Origin of the sequence: Pectobacterium artocarpous, from assembly GCF_046159765.1 — a bacterium.
Taxonomy (GTDB): Bacteria; Pseudomonadota; Gammaproteobacteria; order Enterobacterales; family Enterobacteriaceae; genus Pectobacterium.
Map to the genome: position 1 here is coordinate 1 of NZ_JBJXVK010000027.1, position 20,139 is coordinate 20,139.

The following is a 20,139-nucleotide window of genomic DNA, read 5'->3' on the forward strand; positions in this document are numbered from 1 at the left end:
GGACAGTATTTGTCGCCGGACCCGATAGGGCTGGGTGGGGGGATAAGGCCTCAAGGTTATGTATCCAATCCTTTAGAGTTCTGTGACCCGTTGGGGCTGGCTCGGTCTGTTTGTCAGGCTCGCTATGAAAGGTATAAAGACTATCGCTCACAAGGATATTCGGCTGAAGAGGCTGCGAAATTATCCAAAGGTGCTAACCCTGCAATGATTACCCCTGGCTCTCTTCCTGCTGCGGAAGAAGCAGCAGTAAATAGAACGCTAGGACATATTGATAACGGAGATAAACCTGCTGGAGCTCTTGGGAAAAAATGGGGAACTACATTTAAAAATCATCAAGGTGAATTGCCTGGTGGAAGTGGTGCAAATTCTCCTTATAGCGAGTATCGAGTAGATCCCGGTCCCGGTGTAAGTGGAGCAGGAGCTAGACGAGTTGTTGTCAACAATAATACGGGTGAAACATATTATACATGGACGCATTACGGTGATTCAGGAAACCCATCTTTTGTGAGGATTAGATGATATGTCTTTTAATTTTTTCCAAGCAAATGAATTGGATGCTCTATCTAGTGAGTATGAGAAAAATGGATATGTGATAATTAAATCCTGTTTCAGCCAAGCGAAGGATATATATGACGTCTTTGATGAAATAAAAATGTCTCTACCTTTAGATCCGCCATTATATAGTAGATGCAATTTTGATGCTTTTTCTGATTCTATGTTTAGTGGTTTGGACTCGCTTGAAAATGATAAAGTGTGTATCTTTTTAGTAGATATTAAGAAAGCGCTTAGAGATGACAGTAAAAGTTATAATATTTTACTGGATATATTTTCTGATAACTTGTCTTATCTTGAAACTGAAGGTAAAGAGGTTTTTTTATTTATTAGTTAATTAAAGAAGCCGGGAGGATCTGACGATCCTTTCGGCTTTTTTATTTTATGTTTATGGGTTAGTCAGTCGTTATAAATTAATCTGCGTCTCAATAATAATCCTGCCGCGCTCCACCGTAACGGTAACGGGCATCCCGGTGATAAAACCGGACTCTTCGAGCCAGCGGCCTTTAAGGTTGATGGCAGAGGGCGGGTTGGGCTTGCCAGAATAAAATATGATTTTTATCACGCTGTTGTTATTTATAAAAAGGAGTTTGTTATGAAGAAATATATTAAATATTTAGTGGTTCCGTTCGTGTTGAGTATGCCATTGACTGCAATGGGGGAAGATCCACAATGGCTTGAAGGTGTGTTTGTTAACCAGGACAAAACTTCCCTGAACAAAAGTCTGACATTTTGCCCCGCAGGGCAGGCACTTTATGATTTTGTTAACGCGGCGTATGTCGTGGAAGGAAAAGATGATAATCGCGTTATCACACTGTATTCCAATGGTGCTTTCACTATTAAGGTGTCTGATAACGGTAATGAGTTATTGCCGAACGACAAGTTCACCAAGGAGTGGTTGACGAACAGCAGTTTAAAACGTGACCCAAACCAAAAGTATGAATGTAAACCTCGTATCTGATTATTTTAAATATAAGTCTTGTTAAATAAAAGCCGGAAGCGATTGCAAAGATTCTTCCGGCTTTATTATTTTTAGCGGGTGTATTATTACGCCAGCATATTCCCCAACTCTGCCCGAATGGTTATTTTACCGGGCAGCACGTCAATATTTAACGGCTGGCTGAGTAACCCGCTCAGGGTAAGCCAGTCACCTGCCAGCGTCAGCTCGCCGTTGTCACTCACCCAGTCTGCGCCTTCTGCTTCGTTGCCATCCAGTTCAGCCATCAGCGCGGCGATATCGGTATCCTCATCCAGTCGCGTTAGTATCAGCCCGTTACGGTAAAGCTGAATACGGAACAGGGTGTTGGCGGTAAAACCTGCCAGCGCCAGTTCGTCACCCGTTAACGTCAGCTCCGGCAGTTCACCGTGGTGGAAAGCGTATCTGATGCTCATCGTGCGCCCTCCACGTTCAGGCCGCCGGGAAAACGGTTGAGCCAGTGGGTGACGGCGTACTCATCAAACGGGGCGATGCTGAGGGCTTGCAGGTTGCCCCAGAGTTCATGGATATCCTGCGTGGTAATGACAATGCAACCGGGCATGATGCGCAGCTTCAGCGGTTGCCCGGTGGAGAATCCGGCATCCTTCAGCCACTGCCCGGCGATGTTGATAGCGGGGGGTGTTGTGGTTGCCTTGATGGGTCGATAGCCGACGCGGGTAAAGCGTTCGTGCTGAGCGATTTTAAAAACGGTGGTATCTGGCGTAGAATGCGCGTCAGCCATAGTAACTACTCCTATAGTTGCTTGTGGTGAGCAATGTGTACGGGTGCCAGCCCGTATGCATTGCGCTACTTTAATTTAGATGACCATCGTTCCGCCTCGTACTTGACAATCATCCCTTCCAAGAGTTGCTTGATAACCTTCTGCTGCTCCGGCTCCATGTGGCTGATAGCCTGAAACTGCAAGGCAAGGTCAGCATCGGGCTTCAGCTCATCCCCTTCAAAAACCAGATAATCTGTTGTGACCCGCAAGACCTGAGACAGTTTTTAAGTGCGTCAAAAGAGGGTAAAGCGTTACCGCCTTCGTAGCGCTTTATCTGCGTGACATGAATCCCTGTCGCGTCAGCCAGCGCCTGTTGTGATAAGCCTTTTTGTTTACGCAGGGACGTGGTACGAACACCGACAGTCATAGCATCAGACCATGTTAAAAAGTGGTTCGTCACCGGTCAGCACTGGCGTATCCGTGGCATGGCGTCGGTCAAGGTGGGTAGCGGCGTGGTGTTCGCGGACAGCGTGGACATGATGAGCACCGGGAGCTGGGCGGGGTATGCGCGGCTGGCTGCGTCAGAGTTAGGGTTAGCGGAAAGCGACATCAAACAGCGCTTAGGGCGGGTGCTGCTGGCACTGGAAAATCACCTTACTCAACCCGAAACCGCCAGTGACACTGCGCTGGAACTGGATGAGGATGCGAAAGCGGACGCGCTGGCGCTGCTGCAAGACCCGAACCTGATTAGCCGTCTGACGTATGACCTGGCGGCGGTGTCACGCAATCTGGACAGGCCGTTGGCGGTGTTAATCCAGAGCAGTTCGGCGGCGGGGAAATCCAGCCTGATGAATGCGGTGCTGAATCTCATCCCACCGGAAGAGCGCCTGCAATACTCGGCGATGACCGGGCAAAGCCTGTTCTATCTGGGTGAAACCAACCTGCAACACAAGATACTGGCGATAGCGGAAGAAGAAGGTGTGCGGCAGGCAGCGTATGCCCTCAAGTTGCTTCAGTCGGATGGTGAGTTAACGATAGCCAGCACAGGCAAGGATGATGCCATAGGCAATCTGGTGACGAAACAGTACACGGTGAAAGGCCCGGTGATGTTGATGTTAACCACGGCGGCCATCGACGTGGATGAAGAGCTTCTCAATCGTTGCCTTGTCCTGACCGTCAATGAATCCCGTGAACAGACCGAAGCTATCCATGCGTTGCAGCGCCACATACAGGCTATCTTAGGCCATGAGAAGCTGGAGACGACGCAGATATATACCCGCGTGGCTATCGGTCATCTGAAACAGGTGCATGAGAAGGCGCACCCGGCAGAGCACAAGCCGAAAACGCGACGCAGGAAGAAAACAGCGATGGCTGTTCCTGACAATCGTTAAAAAAATGAGCATGATTAAATCCTACTTGGCGGGAGAAAGGGGTTACCAATGAGAACGACACAGCAGATGAGCATCACGTTGCCGAATGAGATGGCGGCACTGGTCAAAGCGCGTGTTGCCAGCGGCGAATATGCATCAGAAAGCGAGGTTATCCGTGAGGGGCTTCGGGCGCTGCTGGCACGTGATAATGCGGTGGAGAAATGGTTGCAGGAACAGGTTGTTCCGGCATGGAATGCGCTGCAACAGGGTGAAACGGACAGCCTCAGTGGAAACGACATCAGAAACAGGCTGAAAGCCGAGCACAAGAAGGCGACCGGAGAATAAGAATGGAGTATCAGGTAGTGTTCGCCCCCGAAGCGGAGGAACAACTTGCCGCGTTGTATGGTTATATCGCGGAGGCGGCGACACCCAACACGGCGCTCAGCTACACGGAAAGCGTGGTTGATTACTGTGAATCACTGTCGCTGTTCCCGGAGCGGGGGAATGCCCGTAATGACCTTCTGGTGGGGCTTCGTGTAACGAACTACCGTAAAAGAACGGTCATCGCCTTCCCCGCTCCACCGTGACAGTCACGGGCATCCCGGTGATAAAGCCGGACGCTTCAAGCCAGCGACCTTAAGGTTGATGGCGGAGGGTGGGTTGGGCTTGCCGTTGTGCGACGCGTATCCCACAGTGTAGTAACGCTCTGTTCTGGTTGCTTTATTAACTGTGACGTCTGACTTAGAATGTGCCTTAGCCATGATTAACTACCTCGTATAGTTGCTTGTGGTGAGCGGCTTTCATATGCTCGAACACACGGAAGCCGCGCTTCTTCTTTAGCTGCTATTTACTTCGCGAAAACCGGTTCGCATCATGCTTCAAAATCAATGACTCCAGCAGCACCTTAGCTACGGCTTTCTCTTCAGGAGAGAACTGGCTGATAGCTTCAAACTGCAAAAAAATAAAAAATACCTAAATCAATAAGTAATATTAATCTGGGATCGGAAGCAATAAATGAATTTTCTGATTATTGGTCTGGTTATTATTTAAAATTATTTGGTGATGGATTTTTCCCAAAAGACGACCCTGTAAATAATTCTGTGTAATTGTCATCCGATTAAAGGTGATCGCTCAGGCGGTCACCGAACTCGATAATAAAACGGCTTATTGCCAGCCGCCAGTTCTGGATTGGCATGCTCCATTTTTTCGACGCTGACTGTACCGCCAGATAAACCACTTTCCGCACTGAGTCATTTGTTGCGAACACTTTGCGTTTCTTTATCGCCTGCCGTATCACGCTATTCAGCGACTCAATGGCGTTCGTGGTGTAGAGGGCTTTACGGATATCCGGTGGGTAGCCGTAAAAGGTATTGAGGTTTTCCCAGTGCGTACGCCAGCTTTTGCTGATTTGCGGGTATTTCTCATCCCAGACACTGGCAAACTTCTCCAGCGCCATCAACGCCGCTTCCTCTGTCGGTTTCTGATACACGTTTTAGCCCGCTGGTGACCCCTTTGTAGTCCTTCCACGACACGTATTTCAGGCTGTTGCGCACCATATGGATGATGCATAGCTGGATATGTATCTGCGCGTAGACGTTGTTTATCGCATCAGGGAATCCGTCAGAATCCATTCTCCATTCTCCATTCTCCATTCTCCATTCTCCATTCTCCATTCTCCATTCTCCACTAATCCTATCTGCACTGTTGCCATCGCTTGCGGTATTGTGGCTTATCCCTGATTTTAATGCTTAATTATTTTTCTTATGTTTATTTTATGTTTAATGTGAATTATTAGCGGAATAAATAAAAATACTGAATATGTTATTCATTATTTTTTTTGTACTTGATAAGGGTTTTATTTTATTGTTGCTGCGCATAGCTATGCGTTTAATTTTACTCTTTAAGTTAATGAGGTTGTTGTGGATATGATAAATAATGAATTAATTTCATCGCTAATATTAAGTGAGTTAATCCAATATCGGCGTAAATTTACCCATTCAACGAAGCCGGTTAGTGAAGAAGAGTCTCAGGTGACTCAGGTTCAATTACCCAGAATTCGTGCTTTTGTTGAAAAAGGTCGTCGTGTTGAACTTATTCTGCCTGCGTTTCCAGTTAAATCCCCTAGCCCCTATAAAGTGCTGGGTAGAGTGCCAGATATGGCGGAGCGTTTGTCCCTGACCTTTCTTAATTCGTTATGTCAGCGTATTCAGCTTTATTATCCGCCAGGCGCGCATATCCGTATTTGCTCGGATGGGCATGTATTTGGCGATCTGATTGGAACCAGCGATGAAACGATTAACATCTATCAGAATGAGATTGAAAATTTGCTGCATGAACTGGGTGCCGTTCATCTCAGTGTCTTTAACCTTAAAGACGTAGAGAATATGGAACCACTTACCACTGATTATGATCATCTTCGCCAACGGCTGGTTGAGGATTACGCCGAGTCAGAAGAAGAGATCAAGGCGCAGCTTATGCAGAGCGAAGAAGGCTTGCAGCTTTATCGTTCAATAACCCGCTTTCTTTATGAAGATAGTCTACGGCCTGACTATACCGGATCTAATGCGGCGTTACAGAAGGATGCCAAAAAACGCGCGTGTGGCGTGATTCAGCGCAGTTGGGCGTGGGGTAACCTGCTTGCTGAACAATTCCCAGACGCTATCCGATTGTCTATTCATCCTCAACCTTCGGATAGTCTGAAGCTGGGTATTCATATGATGCCGACCAAGGACGATTGGTTGACGCCCTGGCATGGTGTTGCCGCCAATGTGAATGGGCAGTTTGTGCTGATGAAGAATGCCGAAGCACAGCAGTTAGACGGTGAGATTGTGAAGATCCGTGGTATGCCTAGTCATTACTTAGTTAAGTCTCCTGATATGGCATGAGCGTTATCGTTCACTAAGATATCGATATTGTCATCTTATAAATAAATACATTGGCGACTACCGGAGGACGAGCGGTTAAATCGTTGCAAGCCTCCTTACCTGAAAATGCCAGAGTAGTGAGTTTCCTCGCTTATGACGATTGGTTGTCGAGGGTGTCGATATTTATCATCAATAGTGGATACGATTCGATTAATGTCGAAGTGAATGCGCTATGTCCTCCACCGAAGAACTGTATGGCATCAGTCTGGGAGACAACTTTGCTACATGTGTAGCTATGTCGCTGTTATGGGGTGAAACGAGCCCCATAACGCTATTGCGAATCATGGTGCTAAATAGGATACACGCACGGATTTTCTATCGCAGGGTTGCAGTAAATGAAACTATTCTTGGCTGTAATTTTTTTCTATTGATGATTCCTCAAACCAGTTTTTCGGCAGCTAAAACAGATGCGCTGATGTTGCTGAAACATTTAGATGTAACCATTTTTTTCAGTTCTTTTGGGCTGAAGCATTTTCGCAAAGGGAGGTTGTTAAAGGATATCGGTGACTATGTGTTCAGTCAGGAAGATAACAGGGCAGAAGCAATGGAAAAAGATCGAAGTTGAATGTATTCATTACGTATTATCTCGGAAAATGAACAAGAGATTATTGCCTGCTTCGTGGATGATGTCCTCATTAGGCGTTACTTTTCGACAAGTCCTTTCCTGATAAAGAAAACGAAAAATATTCAGGCGTATGCGGTGATTGAACTTGAGCGCGACGTAGAAGGATGTGCTCTCAATCCTAAGAATCAATAATCCTGACCGCCATGAGTAAATAAGCAACGTGATCCGAACGTGGTTAACAATAGGAGCTGCCATAAGCCGCTCCTATTGTTATTTCTGCTTTACAGCGCTTTATCAGTCAACAACGCTACCTTGCTGGCTTCTGATACACGCTCAAGGTACGCCTGAAGGTTAGGGCCGAACTGCACGCCTTTCACGATCGTGAGCGACAGTAAGATCGGGAACAGAATGAAATCGGTGGTGGAAATGGCGCTGACGTTTGCCAGACGCGGTTCAAGCGTTTCGAGTTTTTGTTCCACTTCAGCCATCAGTTCTGGCGTTTTCGCGAGCAGTGCATCCAGATCACCGAAGGCTTTTTCTTCGCGCTGGATGTAAGCATGACGCGCTTCTGGCGTGGAAAGCTCTTTGAAATCGGCTTTCGTGAAGCGGGGAACGGCAAGGTTAAACACCGCGCTGGAAACGGACTTGCACCAGGCTTCAATCTCCGCGTCAACCGGTTTGTCGGCGATTAACGGCGCTTGTTTGCTGTCGACATAGTGGACGATATCCATGCTTTCCGGTATGAAGCTGCCATCTTCTTTTTGCAGGATAGGCACCACTTTGCGGCCCACCATACGCGTCGGCGTGTCGACGTCGCCTTCCATAATGACGGATTGCTCAACAGGCAGATTTTTCAGACCAAAAATCATTCTGGCTCTGACACAGAATGGGCAGTGTTCGTAAATGAAAAGTTTCATGCATCGCCTCGTAATATTTTGAAAAAAGGCGGCAAAAGATTGCCAGCCCTGTCATGACAAGTTATGCCATCAGAGTAATACCGGATACGGTCGGTGGTAAAGCGAATATGGCTTACCGTTGTGGATGGCAAGTAACGTGGTGATGTGCTGGCAATCATGTCGCTGCTGGCAGCGCTGATGAAAACGAAAAAAGCGTAGTTGAGACTAGGAGAGGGGGGAAATAGCCAGACAAGGCGACAGGGAAACATCGCCAATGTTGTTTTACAACCGGCAGACTAACCTTACTTGCTGATGACAATACTATACATTTGGCTTGCTATAGTCCTTACATCCCTTGTCAGTACCTCACATCTCTGTGAGTGTTGTGTTAGTTAACCATCCCTGTCATTAGAATGACCTTACCCGCCTTGTGCGGGTTTTTTTTGCCTGTTTTCTTGCTCGTGGGACGAGTGCTGAACGCATCTATTCTGTGCCGCTGTCGATTAAACTGTCGGGCACCACTTTGGCGACGACCCGGTTTCTGCCTTCATGTTTGGCCTGATAGAGGGCGTCATCCGCAATTTTCAACACGCTGTCTATCTGTTCCGTTCCCGGAATAAAGCAGGTGACGCCTAATGAAATCGTGATGTTTTCAGGAATCGGCAGCGGCTTTTTTTCCACTTTTCTACGCAGCCATTCTGCAATATCAATGGTTTGTTTCATATCCGTATCGGGCAGGCGTGCGAGGAATTCCTCTCCGCCAGTACGGCAAATCAGATCGGAGTCACGTGACCCCTCTTTTATGCTTTTAGCCAGCAATCTGATGACGTCGTCGCCGATATTATGTCCGTAGGTGTCATTCACGCGTTTGAAATGGTCTATATCAATACCGCGCTGTAGGCCAGTTCTTGTTGTGCGGAGGATAACAAACTTTCTGTGGTCGCTGCGAGTTTCGAAGAGTAGTTAAGGTTTGAACTCAATATCTGGTTGGTAATGCGCTTTTTTGTACTTTATAAACAGTAACATAGGCATTGGTCAGCGTAATGAGCATGCTGATAATGGCGAGGAATAAAATGAGTGAACGCAAATTGACAGGGAGTCGTTTTCTTATTTTCATGGTGGCCGCACCTATTTTCCGCCAAGTAAACAGAATCACGCTTTCTTTTTGTTATGTCACACGGGCGGGGCATCGCTTGCGACCAATGAATAAACCCGCCATTCAAAGTTATAGACGCTAATTAGGCTCAACGTATTGATATTTTCCATCATCTTCGACTTAATGGAGAGAATGCACGATCTCCAGCGTACCATTAATGATGAACTGTACCCCCATGCAAACCAGCAGGAATCCCATCAGTCGTGAAATAGCTTCAATGCCGCTTTTACCGATCAAACGCATAATCAGGCCTGAGCATTTCAGACTGAGCCAGACGATCAGGCTGATCAACACAAAAGTCAGCACGGGGGCAACGGTAATCACCCATGGCGTAATATCGACGCCGCTCTTGATTTGCGAAGCAGAACTAATGATGAGGGCAATGGTCCCTGGCCCTGCGGTGCTGGGCATCGCCAGCGGAACGAAGGCAATATTGACCTCATTGGCAGAGAAACTGTCGTTGATTTCTTCTTTTTTGCTTTTGACTTCAGGCGCATTTTCTGGTTTTTGCTGAGGAAAAAGCATGCGAAAACCGATAAACATCACGATGAGCCCGCCGGCAATACGTAATCCGGGAATAGAAATCCCGAAGGTATTCATCACGACCTGACCCGCGTAGTACGCGATGGTCATAATGATGAAGACATAGAGCGAGGCCTGAAAGATTTGACGATTTCGTTCCCCTCGGCTCATGTTGCCGGACATCGCCAGAAATACCGCTACCGTTGTCAGTGGATTCGCAAGTGGCAGGATTAACACCAGACCAATACCAATGACTTGAATCAATTCCAGCATTCTACGTTCCTCTTTTTTTGGGGGGGGGCGCTGTCGCCAGTTCAGGAAAAGGTTCAATGATGACCTGTCGCGAGGTGTCTGGTTCGGCTTAAACCAGTTCACCCTCCGCTAATTTTTTAAAACGATGGAGCGTTTTCGTCAGCATGTCGCGAGAAAACATATCAAACATTTGGCCAATCTTTTTCCCAATCAAGCCTCCCGGTGGATTGTAGCGAATCGTCAGCGTTACGGCTGTACCCGTTTCCGATGCGGCTGGTTGAAAAGAGAGCCTGCCTTCATTGGGAACCCGCGCTCCTTCCAACGAACGCCAGTGGATATATTCCCCTGGCTTCTCATCAATAATACGAGCCTGCCATTCAATGAGCGCGCCAATCGGCGTGTTAATCCGCCAGTTGGAGTCGGTATAGTTCAGTATCTCGATACTGGCGAAATGCCCCATCAGGATCGGCAACGTTTCCGGTTTACGCCAAAGATCAAACAAGCGTTCTGCCGGACTATTGATAGTAATGCTGCTGCTGATCTCATTGGCATAGTTGCCATTTTTCGCTGCGGTTCTTTTTAAGAAAGAGGGAAACACCCGTCATTCTCCCTAATCGATGGTTACCCCTTGATGGGCATATGTACACTATTCTGACTGATATAGGCCAGCGAAGCAAAGCGGGGGAGGCTGCCGATATGAGATAGTGTTGGTGTCGACTATCACAACAGTAGTCAGGATTTTTGCGCGCCTAATGTTGAGTTAATGTTTCTTCCGTACTGTAAGCATCAGACAGAAGCCGAATGCCGTGCCGCAAAAAACCAGGGTTTTTCCATAATAATAACCGTACCCCTTCCACTATTTTTTAGTGGGTTTTTTTATTTGTATTTCTCTGTTTAGGTATTTTATTTTTATATGAATTGATATTTATAATCGTTGCCACGGTCACTGGTTAATATCTTATAAAGAAAAAGATTTCACGTTACCGGAAAAATATAAAGAAAATCATATGGGAATGATAGGGGGTTACTCTATCTTCGATCCTGATGATGAAACCTACCGGTGACGGATTAGAGGAGGACGATTGGACTCTGGAAAATATCGACTGGTTGGCCGATAGCTTCGAAGAAAATAATGTCCCAATCGAAAAATGTTATTTTAGATATTTCTTTCAGGCTATAAATAAGCAGGACTGGCGATGCACCAGTTGCGCAGACTGTATGTAAATCATGCTATGATTAATTATTCCTATCCGCTTTGTACTCTAACCCTACTGAACACGTAGTAAATTAACGCTATTTTCCTCCTGATCACCTGCGGCGTTTTATTCGGTTTCTCTCGTTTTTCATTGCTTTTCATCTTCTTTGCTATGCGCTTCGCATGCCGTGCAGCGGGGCGTCTTTTTCAGGGAAAAGTGTTACCCTGACCCAACAATCCTTGATTAAGATGAGGCGGCAATGACGGAAACTGACATTCTGCGGTTAAGTGTTTTGGTCGGTGAAAAACTGAAGGCGCGTGGTGCCACGCTGACGTGCGCGGAATCCTGCACTGGAGGCTGGCTGGCTAAGTCTATTACTGATGTCGCAGGCAGCTCCGACTGGTTTGACTATGGGTTTGTGACATACAGCAATCTGGCCAAGCAGCGTCTGGTGAATGTGAGCGCGGAGACATTGGAATGGCACGGTGCGGTGAGTGAAGCTGTCGTCAATGAAATGGCAGCAGGGGCGTTGCAAGCTTCCGATGCGGATTTTGCCATATCAGTAAGCGGCATCGCCGGGCCCGACGGTGGGACCGAAGAGAAGCCAGTCGGCACGGTATGGTTTGGCTTCACTGATAAACAAGGCGGGGCATTCGCACGGACGATGCGATTCAGTGGAGACAGAAACGCTGTACGTCTGCAATCGGTCCATTTTGCGCTGCAAACGCTGCTCGACGCGTTTCTGAAAAAATAACCTTGATGCTGTATGCGCATACAGTATAATGTCAGTAATTATTCGGCAATTCATGATTAAGCAGCCGCGTAAAGACAGCAGCTTTACGCCGCATGACAGGAGCAGAAATGGCTATTGATGAGAACAAACAAAAGGCACTTGCGGCAGCACTGGGCCAAATCGAAAAGCAATTTGGTAAAGGTTCTATCATGCGGTTGGGCGAGGATCGCTCAATGGATGTTGAAACCATTTCTACAGGCTCTTTGTCCCTTGATATTGCTCTGGGTGCCGGCGGTTTGCCGATGGGCCGTATCGTTGAGATTTATGGCCCGGAATCTTCCGGTAAAACAACGCTAACCTTACAAGTTATTGCTGCTGCTCAGCGTGAAGGTAAAACGTGTGCGTTCATTGATGCTGAACACGCGTTGGATCCGATTTATGCGAAAAAGCTTGGCGTAGATATCGATAATCTGCTGTGTTCTCAACCGGATACCGGCGAGCAAGCGCTGGAAATCTGTGATGCGCTAACGCGATCTGGTGCTGTTGACGTTATCATTGTCGACTCTGTTGCGGCTCTGACGCCGAAAGCCGAAATTGAAGGTGAGATCGGCGACTCCCACATGGGGCTGGCCGCACGTATGATGAGCCAGGCTATGCGTAAACTGGCGGGTAACCTGAAACAAGCCAATACGCTGCTGATCTTCATCAACCAGATCCGTATGAAAATTGGTGTGATGTTCGGTAACCCTGAAACCACAACTGGTGGTAACGCTCTGAAGTTTTATGCTTCCGTTCGTCTGGATATTCGCCGTACTGGTGCTATTAAGGAAGGCGAAGAAGTCGTCGGCAGTGAAACTCGCGTTAAAGTCGTGAAGAATAAAGTTGCTGCACCGTTCAAACAGGCTGAATTCCAGATTCTGTACGGCGAAGGCATCAACATCCACGGTGAGCTGGTCGATCTGGGTGTGAAACACAAGTTGATCGAAAAAGCGGGTGCCTGGTATAGCTATAACGGCGACAAGATTGGTCAAGGTAAAGCGAATGCCTGTAATTTCCTGAAAGAAAACCCAGCGGTTGCTGCGGAACTGGATAAGAAATTGCGTGAAATGCTGTTGCATAAAGGCAATGAGCTGACGCCTGCCACAGCCGGTAACAGCCATGACGAAGATGCATTCGCCGACGAAGGCAACGAAGAGTTTTAATGGTGGCTGAATTCCCTGCGACAAAGTACATCAGCGGGTAGATGGATGAATAAACCCTTACGCTATGCGATGAATGTGCTGTCTGTTCGGGATTATAGTGAAGCCGAAATACGCCGCAAATGTGCGGCGTATTTATATAAATTAGAAAGCGCAGAAGCAGAAGATGAAGCGGACGACGCTACTGCCCGAGCTGGAGCAGAAGATGTGGAAGCGGCCATTGCTTACTGCAAGGAGCACGGTTGGCTGGATGATGCGCGCTATGCACGCCGCTATATCAGCAGCCGAAGTCGCAAAGGTTATGGCGTCCAGCGAATTAAAATGGAGCTTAGCCAGAAAGGAATCGATAAGACGATATTAGCCACGGCATTAAACGAGAGTGATGTTGATTGGTGCGCGCTGGCGAAATCAGTTGTGGAACGAAAATTCGGGCACCCTCTGTCCGATGAATGGAAAGACAAAGTCAAACATCAGCGATACCTGCTCTATCGCGGCTTTTTTCATGAAGAAATCCAGTCAATTTATACGAATTTTTCAGATTGAACGCATACGGGATTTTACTTCCCATCGAAGAAAATTTATCTTATTCCCACTTTTTTGTTCGTGAGTTGCTCGGTAGCGTCAGCATGCTGGACTAACCTTGCCCGCGACCTGTTCTTCTAGCTTGATTCCAGGACAATTATGAGCAAGAGCACCGCTGAGATCCGTCAAGCGTTTCTCGATTTTTTCCACAGTAAGGGACACCAGGTTGTTGATAGCAGCTCTCTGGTGCCGAACAACGATCCGACATTGTTATTCACCAATGCGGGTATGAACCAGTTTAAAGATGTGTTCCTCGGGCTGGATAAACGTAACTATGTCCGAGCGACGACCTCACAGCGCTGTGTGCGTGCCGGTGGTAAACATAATGACCTGGAAAACGTAGGTTATACTGCACGCCACCACACCTTCTTTGAAATGCTGGGTAACTTTAGCTTCGGCGATTACTTCAAGCATGATGCGATCCGCTATGCGTGGGAATTGCTGACGTCTCCCCAGTGGTTCAACCTGCCGAAAGAGAAACTGTGGGTAACGGTATACGCAACGGATGACGAGGCCTACAACATTTGGGCTGATGAAGTTGGCGTACCGTGCGAAAGAATTATTCGTATTGGTGATAACAAAGGCGGACCTTACGCCTCTGATAATTTCTGGCAGATGGGCGAAACGGGCCCGTGTGGTCCGTGTACCGAGATTTTCTACGATCACGGTGAACACATTGCGGGTGGCCCGCCGGGAAGCCTTGATGAAGACGGCGACCGCTATATCGAAATTTGGAACCTGGTGTTCATGCAGTTCAACCGTCAGGTTGACGGCACGATGCTGCCGCTGCCGAAACCTTCCGTCGATACCGGAATGGGGTTAGAACGAATTTCTGCCGTGTTGCAGCACGTCAATTCAAACTATGACATTGATTTGTTCAAAACGCTGATTGAGGCGGTAGCGAAAGCCGTTGGTACGACAGATTTAACCAATAAATCGCTGCGTGTTATCGCCGACCATATCCGTTCTTGTGCGTTCCTAATTGCGGATGGCGTGACGCCATCTAATGAAAACCGTGGCTATGTCCTGCGCCGTATCATTCGCCGCGCTGCACGTCACGGTAACATGTTGGGCGCTACGGATGCCTTCTTCTACAAACTGGTTGCGCCACTAATTGAAGTCATGGGGCCAGCGGCAGAAGAACTGAAGAAACAGCAGTCTGTCGTTGAGCAGGCGCTGAAGACCGAAGAAGAGCAGTTTGCTCGCACGCTTGAGCGTGGTTTGTCTCTGCTGGACGAAGAAATTAAAAACCTGAAAGGGGATACGCTGGATGGCGAAACGGCCTTCCGTCTTTATGACACCTATGGTTTCCCTGTCGATCTCACTGCGGATGTGTGCCGCGAGCGTGGCCTAAAAGTTGATGAAGAAGGCTTTGAAGCTGCGATGACGGCTCAGCGCCAGCGCGCGCGTGAAGCCAGCGGATTTGGTGTTGACTACAACAGCCTCATCCGTGTGGATGAGAACACGCCATTCTGCGGCTATGAAAAAACGCAGCAGCAAGCGAAGGTTATTGCGCTTTATCACAATGGAAACGCGGTTGATCAGATTGCGGCAGGTGATGAAGCCGTCGTGATCTTGAACGAAACGCCATTCTATGGTGAATCCGGTGGTCAGGTTGGCGATCAGGGGGAACTGAAAAACGTGGGTGCCAGTTTTGCCGTTCAAGATACTCAGAAATATGGTCAGGCCATCGGCCACGTCGGTAAACTGACTCAGGGTACACTGCGTGTTAACGACAGTGTCGATGCAAACGTTGATAGCAAACGCCGCGATCGCATTCGTCTGAATCACTCCGCAACGCACCTGCTGCATGCCGCGTTGCGTCAGGTTCTGGGCGATCATGTCGCGCAGAAAGGTTCTCTGGTTAACGACAGCTATCTCCGTTTTGACTTCTCACATACGGAAGCGATGAAACCTGAGCAGATTCGTCAGGTTGAAGATATCGTCAATGCGCAAATCCGCCGTAACCTTACCGTGCAAACGGATGTCATGGCGCTGGATGACGCGAGAGCGAAAGGGGCGATGGCGTTGTTCGGCGAGAAGTACGACGATCATGTCCGTGTCCTGACGATGGGGGATTTCTCCATTGAACTGTGTGGGGGCACGCATGCAAGTCGTACTGGTGATATCGGCCTGTTCCAAATCATTTCTGAATCGGGTACCGCAGCCGGGGTGCGTCGTATTGAAGCTACCACGGGTGAAAATGCGCTTTCTGCGCTGCACCGTCAGAGCGACGTTCTGCAAGATATCGCGCAACTGCTGAAAGGGGATAGTCACAACCTGACGGATAAGGTACGCTCTGTTCTTGATCGTGCCCGCGCGTTGGAGAAAGAGCTTCAGCAGTTGAAGGCTCAGCAAGCGGCGCAGGAAAGCTCCTCGCTGTCCGGCAAAGCGAAAGAGGTTAGCGGCGTGAAGTTGCTGGTTACGCAACTGGACAATGTGGATCCTAAACTGCTGCGCACGATGGTGGATGACCTGAAGAATCAGCTAGGGTCTGCTGTTATCGTTCTCGGAACGGTGGTAGAAGGCCGGGTTAGCTTGATTTCTGGTGTAACGAAAGATCTGACCGACCGCGTAAAAGCCGGCGAACTGATTGGGTTTGTTGCCCAGCAGGTGGGAGGTAAAGGCGGTGGTCGCCCGGATATGGCTCAGGCTGGTGGTTCAGACGTGTCTGCATTGCCTGCTGCGCTGGCAAGCGTTGAATCTTGGATTACTGCTAAGCTATAAACGATAGATAACGTTTATTCGCGTTATCCAGCAAAAACGCCATAACTTTCTGGTTGTGGCGTTTTTGTCTGCGGAAAAGGATCCGACAAATGGGATAAAACGTGTGCTACCTTCAGATATTCTGAAGTATGACATGCTCAGTCCTGCTGTTGTGATAACAAAAGCACAAGCTACTGATATCGACTAAACTAACAAGTAGTGACAAACCAGAATGTGGTGGTGCTTATACCATCGTCTAGGTTTACGTTTTCACGGCACATGATGGATAATGGCGGGGAGACAGAGAGACCCGACTCTTTATAATCTTTCAAGGAGCAAAGAATGCTTATTTTGACTCGTCGAGTTGGCGAAACCCTCATGATCGGCGATGAGGTAACGGTTACCGTATTAGGAGTGAAAGGCAACCAGGTGCGTATTGGTGTTAATGCACCTAAAGAGGTTTCTGTCCACCGTGAAGAGATCTATCAGCGTATTCAGGCCGAAAAATCTCAACCAACGTCATATTGATTCACAATGCGTCTCGTGTTCGCGGGACGCAATTGTTCTTTCCCGCTTTTCTCCCACACATTTATCGATAGATCCATTTTTACTGTGCACTTCCTTTCTCATGGTAACTGCCTGTTTTTCTGTCGATAAAACAGACTTTTTGTTGTGAAAATGCTCGTCTTGGATGCGAATTGTTCAAACGAACACAAGGTGGGAAAAATTGTTTGACTTATAAGTCTGGGAAAGTAATATGTGCGCCACGCAGTACCGGTGAGCACTAACAAGAAGTTCTGAGTAGTGAATCAGGTAATGTAAGGTGAGGTGGCCGAGAGGCTGAAGGCGCTCCCCTGCTAAGGGAGTATGCGGTCAAAAGCTGCATCGAGGGTTCGAATCCCTCCCTCACCGCCATTTAATATGCATCCGTAGCTCAGCTGGATAGAGTACTCGGCTACGAACCGAGCGGTCGGAGGTTCGAATCCTCCCGGATGCACCATTAAATACTTGCCTTTGTGAGGCAAGCAGTATTAGTAAAAGCAAGTTTTGTCGTAGATAAAGAATCATCAATGCATCCGTAGCTCAGCTGGATAGAGTACTCGGCTACGAACCGAGCGGTCGGAGGTTCGAATCCTCCCGGATGCACCATTCTAAGTATCTCGTTCAATCCCCTTATTTCTGCACCACACTCTGCATCCGTAGCTCAGCTGGATAGAGTACTCGGCTACGAACCGAGCGGTCGGAGGTTCGAATCCTCCCGGATGCACCATATTCTGATGTAAATAAAATCTTTTTCTTGCTTCATGCCTTAGCATGGCTTGATAGCGCAAGAATGGCATTACGTAATCGATGTCCTGTTATTGCGGTAGCAAGTCAGACAATGTTCTCAGGTACACCACGACTATTTTATCAAACGTCCTTTAGCATTATTATGCTCCCTTGCTGATATCAGAACGATATTTCTCTCATCACGTCCGTACCTGAATTCTTATATCCTGCCCGGTCTGTATACCTATATTGAATCGGTGAACAAATAAAGGTTTCTTACTACTATGGCGGTAATAACCTGTTTTTTATAAGGTTATTGAGTAAGCGACAACGTTTTCACTTTACGATAAAGTAAGCTCTCTTTTCAGTGATCATGACGTCCGTACATTGTGAGTGAGTTCTGGGCCGTTTTTTCTCTTTTCTGGAGTAGCCTGCTCAGTGCAACACTGTTGCCCGGCAGTTCAGAAGTGCTGCTGGTGACATTATTACTTGCTGATAGTGTGAAACCTTACCTGTTGATCGCTGTGGCAACGGTAGGAAATACACTGGGCGGGTTAATAAATATTTTTATAGGGCGCTTACTCCCTCAGCCAAAACAACAAGCTGGGTATACGGTGGCTATGCGCTGGTTACAACGTTATGGCTGTGCTGCGCTGTTATTTAGCTGGGTGCCGGTAGTAGGCGATTTATTGTGCGTGTTAGCGGGTTGGCTACGCATGCCCTGGGTGCGATCGGTGATTTTCATCGGTATTGGAAAAGCGCTGCGATATATCGTATTGGCAGGTATAACATTACAGGGTATGGCGTGGTGGTCTTAACCAGATTGCAATGTGAACTGGTGAGTGCTACTGAGTTTCAATTATGCTTACAACCATTACATTTTAACAACGGGAGGTCGATTTGATCCCGGACATTTCAGAAGCACTTTCTTGGCTGGAAAAACACCCATTGGCGGTGAAGGGCATTCAGCGTGGAATTGAACGCGAAACATTGCGCGTAACAGCAAACGGGCATCTTGCTACGACAGGGCACCCCGAGATATTGGGGTCGGCGTTGGCACACCCGTGGATCACGACAGATTTTGCAGAAGCGCTGTTGGAGTTTATTACGCCGGTCGATAAAGATGTCGATCACCTACTGACGTTTCTGCGCGATATTCATCGCCACGTTTCCCGCAATCTGGGCGATGAGCGGATGTGGCCATTGAGCATGCCGTGCTTTATCGATAGCGAGCAAAATATAGAGCTAGCGCAGTATGGCTCATCAAATGTCGGGCGCTTCAAAACGCTGTATCGCGAAGGGCTGAAAAACCGCTATGGCGCGTTGATGCAGACCATTTCCGGCGTGCATTACAATTTCTCCTTGCCGCTGTCATTCTGGCAGGCGCGCGAAGGTGTCGCTGATGCAGAAAGCGGAAAGAAAGCCATTTCTGCGGGGTACTTCAGACTGATTCGCAATTATTACCGCTTTGGTTGGGTGATCCCTTATCTGTTCGGTGCTTCTCCGGCGATCTGTTCTTCTTTCCTGAAAGGGCGGGAAACGGCATTGCCGTTTGAGCGCACGGAAAAAGGCATGCTGTACCTGCCTTATGCGACCTCTCTGCGGCTCAGTGATTTAGGCTATACCAATAAATCACAGAGCGATTTGGGTATTACGTTTAACGATCTGGATACCTATGTCGCCGCGTTAAAACGTGCGATAAAAACGCCGTCTGAGGAATATGCTCGGGTTGGTATGAAGAAGGGAGGGCGTTATCTACAATTAAATACGAACGTCCTGCAGATTGAGAATGAACTCTATGCGCCGATTCGTCCGAAGCGTGTAACACGTGCGGGTGAAACGCCGTCTGATGCCTTGCTGCGTGACGGAATCGAATATATTGAAGTGCGTTCGCTGGATATCAATCCTTTCTCTCCGACTGGGGTGAGTGAAGGTCAGGTACGTTTCCTGGATTTATTCCTTATCTGGTGTGCGCTTGCAGATGCGCCGGAAATGAGCGCTGATGAACTGCTGTGTACGCGTAAAAACTGGAACCGAGTGATTCTGGAAGGGCGTAGACCGGGGCAAACGGTGGGTATGCGGTGTGAAACCATCCAACAGCCGATTGCCGAGGTAGGGAAATCTCTGTTTGCGGATTTACGTCGCGTTGCCGAAGTATTGGACGCGGAAAACGGCCAACCGCACTATCAGCAGGTCTGCGATGAGCTACTTACTGGCTTTGACGATCCAGAAACGACGTTCTCTGGTCGATTATTAGCGTTGATGAAGCAAGAAGGCAATGGTAGCGTGGGGCTGAATTTAGCGGACGAATACCGCAAAATGCTCAGTAGCGAACCGTTGCAAGTGTTGACGGAAGAACAATTGTCTGCTGCGAGCGAGCGGTCCTGGCTGCGTCAACGTCAGATTGAGTCTGAAGATACGATAAGTTTTGACGACTATCTGGCCGCGAATTAAAAAGAAAGGCCACAGAAATTGTGGCCAAATAAACATCTCTAATAGGGATGATGATAATAAATGCGC

Annotated in this window: 21 protein-coding genes, 4 tRNA genes and 5 pseudogenes; 20 read left to right on the forward strand and 10 right to left on the reverse strand. The window is 48.1% G+C overall.

Features of this window, described 5'->3' with window-relative positions:
- Both ACKQAD_RS16570 and ACKQAD_RS16575 read left to right on the forward strand, forming a co-directional pair.
- Positions 1 to 519: ribonuclease domain-containing protein (locus ACKQAD_RS16570; protein ID WP_409161163.1), on the forward strand; the 519-nt coding region annotated here is incomplete at its 5' end.
- Between the two features lies 1 nt (position 520).
- Entirely contained in the window at positions 521 to 889 is a 369-nt protein-coding gene (locus ACKQAD_RS16575) for a barstar family protein (RefSeq protein WP_409161164.1), read from the forward strand.
- Between the two features lie 69 nt (positions 890 to 958).
- Here ACKQAD_RS16575 and ACKQAD_RS16580 read toward each other — a convergent pair.
- Positions 959 to 1,093, reverse strand: a pseudogene (locus ACKQAD_RS16580) (SymE family type I addiction module toxin); the annotation flags it as partial.
- Between the two features lie 54 nt (positions 1,094 to 1,147).
- Between ACKQAD_RS16580 and ACKQAD_RS16585 the strand changes: the two are divergent.
- Positions 1,148 to 1,513, forward strand: coding sequence for a hypothetical protein (locus tag ACKQAD_RS16585; protein WP_409161165.1), 366 nt, complete (start codon positions 1,148 to 1,150; stop codon positions 1,511 to 1,513).
- 86 nt (positions 1,514 to 1,599) lie between these two features.
- Here the strand turns inward: ACKQAD_RS16585 and ACKQAD_RS16590 are convergent, their stop codons facing one another.
- From ACKQAD_RS16590 to ACKQAD_RS16600, 3 genes and pseudogenes are all read right to left on the reverse strand, one after another.
- Positions 1,600 to 1,944, reverse strand: coding sequence for a SymE family type I addiction module toxin (locus tag ACKQAD_RS16590; protein ID WP_409161166.1), 345 nt, complete (start codon positions 1,942 to 1,944; stop codon positions 1,600 to 1,602).
- Positions 1,941 to 2,270, reverse strand: a complete 330-nt coding sequence (locus tag ACKQAD_RS16595) for a SymE family type I addiction module toxin (protein WP_409161167.1) — start codon at positions 2,268 to 2,270, stop codon at positions 1,941 to 1,943. Before ACKQAD_RS16595 ends, ACKQAD_RS16590 begins: the two co-directional genes overlap by 4 nt.
- Before the next feature lie 65 nt (positions 2,271 to 2,335).
- Positions 2,336 to 2,676, reverse strand: a pseudogene (locus tag ACKQAD_RS16600) (helix-turn-helix domain-containing protein).
- Positions 2,677 to 2,734: 58 nt separating this feature from the next.
- Between ACKQAD_RS16600 and ACKQAD_RS16605 the strand changes: the two are divergent.
- The 3 genes from ACKQAD_RS16605 to ACKQAD_RS16615 are packed head-to-tail and all read left to right on the forward strand — an operon-like array spanning position 2,735 to position 4,206.
- On the forward strand, positions 2,735 to 3,640 hold the full coding sequence (locus tag ACKQAD_RS16605) for an MTBMA_p00010-related P-loop-containing protein (protein ID WP_409161168.1): 906 nt from the start codon (positions 2,735 to 2,737) through the stop codon (positions 3,638 to 3,640).
- Positions 3,641 to 3,688: 48 nt separating this feature from the next.
- Positions 3,689 to 3,964, forward strand: coding sequence for a type II toxin-antitoxin system ParD family antitoxin (locus ACKQAD_RS16610; RefSeq protein ID WP_044209770.1), 276 nt, complete (start codon positions 3,689 to 3,691; stop codon positions 3,962 to 3,964).
- 2 nt (positions 3,965 to 3,966) lie between these two features.
- Positions 3,967 to 4,206: a type II toxin-antitoxin system RelE/ParE family toxin gene (locus ACKQAD_RS16615; RefSeq protein WP_409161169.1), complete on the forward strand. Its 240-nt coding sequence runs from the start codon at positions 3,967 to 3,969 to the stop codon at positions 4,204 to 4,206.
- Here ACKQAD_RS16615 and ACKQAD_RS16620 read toward each other — a convergent pair.
- Both ACKQAD_RS16620 and ACKQAD_RS16625 read right to left on the reverse strand, forming a co-directional pair.
- Positions 4,181 to 4,380 (reverse strand): annotated as a pseudogene (locus ACKQAD_RS16620) (SymE family type I addiction module toxin). The gene ACKQAD_RS16615 and the pseudogene ACKQAD_RS16620 overlap by 26 nt on opposite strands.
- Before the next feature lie 356 nt (positions 4,381 to 4,736).
- Positions 4,737 to 5,238, reverse strand: a pseudogene (locus ACKQAD_RS16625) (IS256 family transposase); the annotation flags it as partial.
- Between the two features lie 306 nt (positions 5,239 to 5,544).
- On the opposite strand from ACKQAD_RS16625, the gene pvcA reads away from it, so the two are divergent.
- Together pvcA and ACKQAD_RS16635 are read left to right on the forward strand one after the other, a co-directional pair.
- The gene (gene pvcA, locus ACKQAD_RS16630; RefSeq protein ID WP_409161227.1) at positions 5,545 to 6,504 is read left to right on the forward strand and encodes an L-tyrosine isonitrile synthase; all 960 of its coding nucleotides are present in this window, start codon (positions 5,545 to 5,547) and stop codon (positions 6,502 to 6,504) included.
- Between the two features lie 211 nt (positions 6,505 to 6,715).
- Positions 6,716 to 7,108, forward strand: a complete 393-nt coding sequence (locus ACKQAD_RS16635; RefSeq protein ID WP_409161170.1) for a hypothetical protein — start codon at positions 6,716 to 6,718, stop codon at positions 7,106 to 7,108.
- A 281-nt stretch (positions 7,109 to 7,389) separates the two neighbouring features.
- Here the strand turns inward: ACKQAD_RS16635 and grxB are convergent, their stop codons facing one another.
- The 4 genes from grxB to ACKQAD_RS16655 form a co-directional block, all read right to left on the reverse strand.
- Positions 7,390 to 8,025: a glutaredoxin 2 gene (gene grxB, locus ACKQAD_RS16640; RefSeq protein ID WP_409161171.1), complete on the reverse strand. Its 636-nt coding sequence runs from the start codon at positions 8,023 to 8,025 to the stop codon at positions 7,390 to 7,392.
- A 462-nt stretch (positions 8,026 to 8,487) separates the two neighbouring features.
- Positions 8,488 to 8,928: a GGDEF domain-containing protein gene (locus tag ACKQAD_RS16645; RefSeq protein WP_409161228.1), complete on the reverse strand. Its 441-nt coding sequence runs from the start codon at positions 8,926 to 8,928 to the stop codon at positions 8,488 to 8,490.
- Between the two features lie 352 nt (positions 8,929 to 9,280).
- Positions 9,281 to 9,955, reverse strand: coding sequence for a MarC family NAAT transporter (locus ACKQAD_RS16650; RefSeq protein ID WP_409161172.1), 675 nt, complete (start codon positions 9,953 to 9,955; stop codon positions 9,281 to 9,283).
- 88 nt (positions 9,956 to 10,043) lie between these two features.
- Positions 10,044 to 10,532, reverse strand: a complete 489-nt coding sequence (locus tag ACKQAD_RS16655) for an SRPBCC family protein (RefSeq protein WP_409161173.1) — start codon at positions 10,530 to 10,532, stop codon at positions 10,044 to 10,046.
- 319 nt (positions 10,533 to 10,851) lie between these two features.
- Between ACKQAD_RS16655 and ACKQAD_RS16660 the strand changes: the two are divergent.
- From ACKQAD_RS16660 to gshA, 12 genes and pseudogenes are all read left to right on the forward strand, one after another.
- A pseudogene (locus ACKQAD_RS16660) lies at positions 10,852 to 11,158 on the forward strand (PM0253 family protein).
- A gap of 231 nt (positions 11,159 to 11,389) precedes the next feature.
- Positions 11,390 to 11,884 carry a nicotinamide-nucleotide amidase gene (pncC, locus tag ACKQAD_RS16665; protein WP_409161174.1) on the forward strand — a complete coding sequence of 165 codons (495 nt, stop codon included), beginning with the start codon at positions 11,390 to 11,392 and terminating at the stop codon, positions 11,882 to 11,884.
- Positions 11,885 to 11,991: 107 nt separating this feature from the next.
- Complete coding sequence (gene recA, locus ACKQAD_RS16670; protein ID WP_015841372.1) at positions 11,992 to 13,065, forward strand: recombinase RecA; 1,074 nt, start codon at positions 11,992 to 11,994, stop codon at positions 13,063 to 13,065.
- 45 nt (positions 13,066 to 13,110) lie between these two features.
- Complete coding sequence (gene recX, locus ACKQAD_RS16675; RefSeq protein ID WP_409161175.1) at positions 13,111 to 13,605, forward strand: recombination regulator RecX; 495 nt, start codon at positions 13,111 to 13,113, stop codon at positions 13,603 to 13,605.
- A 138-nt stretch (positions 13,606 to 13,743) separates the two neighbouring features.
- On the forward strand, positions 13,744 to 16,371 hold the full coding sequence (gene alaS, locus ACKQAD_RS16680; protein WP_409161176.1) for an alanine--tRNA ligase: 2,628 nt from the start codon (positions 13,744 to 13,746) through the stop codon (positions 16,369 to 16,371).
- 321 nt (positions 16,372 to 16,692) lie between these two features.
- Positions 16,693 to 16,878 carry a carbon storage regulator CsrA gene (csrA, locus tag ACKQAD_RS16685; RefSeq protein WP_005972168.1) on the forward strand — a complete coding sequence of 62 codons (186 nt, stop codon included), beginning with the start codon at positions 16,693 to 16,695 and terminating at the stop codon, positions 16,876 to 16,878.
- A 294-nt stretch (positions 16,879 to 17,172) separates the two neighbouring features.
- Positions 17,173 to 17,265: transfer RNA gene (locus ACKQAD_RS16690), tRNA-Ser, on the forward strand.
- Between the two features lie 8 nt (positions 17,266 to 17,273).
- Positions 17,274 to 17,350 (forward strand) — tRNA-Arg (locus ACKQAD_RS16695).
- A gap of 72 nt (positions 17,351 to 17,422) precedes the next feature.
- A tRNA-Arg gene (locus ACKQAD_RS16700) sits at positions 17,423 to 17,499 on the forward strand.
- A gap of 44 nt (positions 17,500 to 17,543) precedes the next feature.
- Positions 17,544 to 17,620, forward strand: a tRNA-Arg gene (locus ACKQAD_RS16705).
- Positions 17,621 to 18,008: 388 nt separating this feature from the next.
- Positions 18,009 to 18,437, forward strand: a complete 429-nt coding sequence (locus ACKQAD_RS16710; RefSeq protein ID WP_409161177.1) for a YqaA family protein — start codon at positions 18,009 to 18,011, stop codon at positions 18,435 to 18,437.
- 82 nt (positions 18,438 to 18,519) lie between these two features.
- Positions 18,520 to 20,073: a glutamate--cysteine ligase gene (gshA, locus tag ACKQAD_RS16715; RefSeq protein WP_409161178.1), complete on the forward strand. Its 1,554-nt coding sequence runs from the start codon at positions 18,520 to 18,522 to the stop codon at positions 20,071 to 20,073.
- Positions 20,074 to 20,139 lie beyond the last annotated feature (66 nt).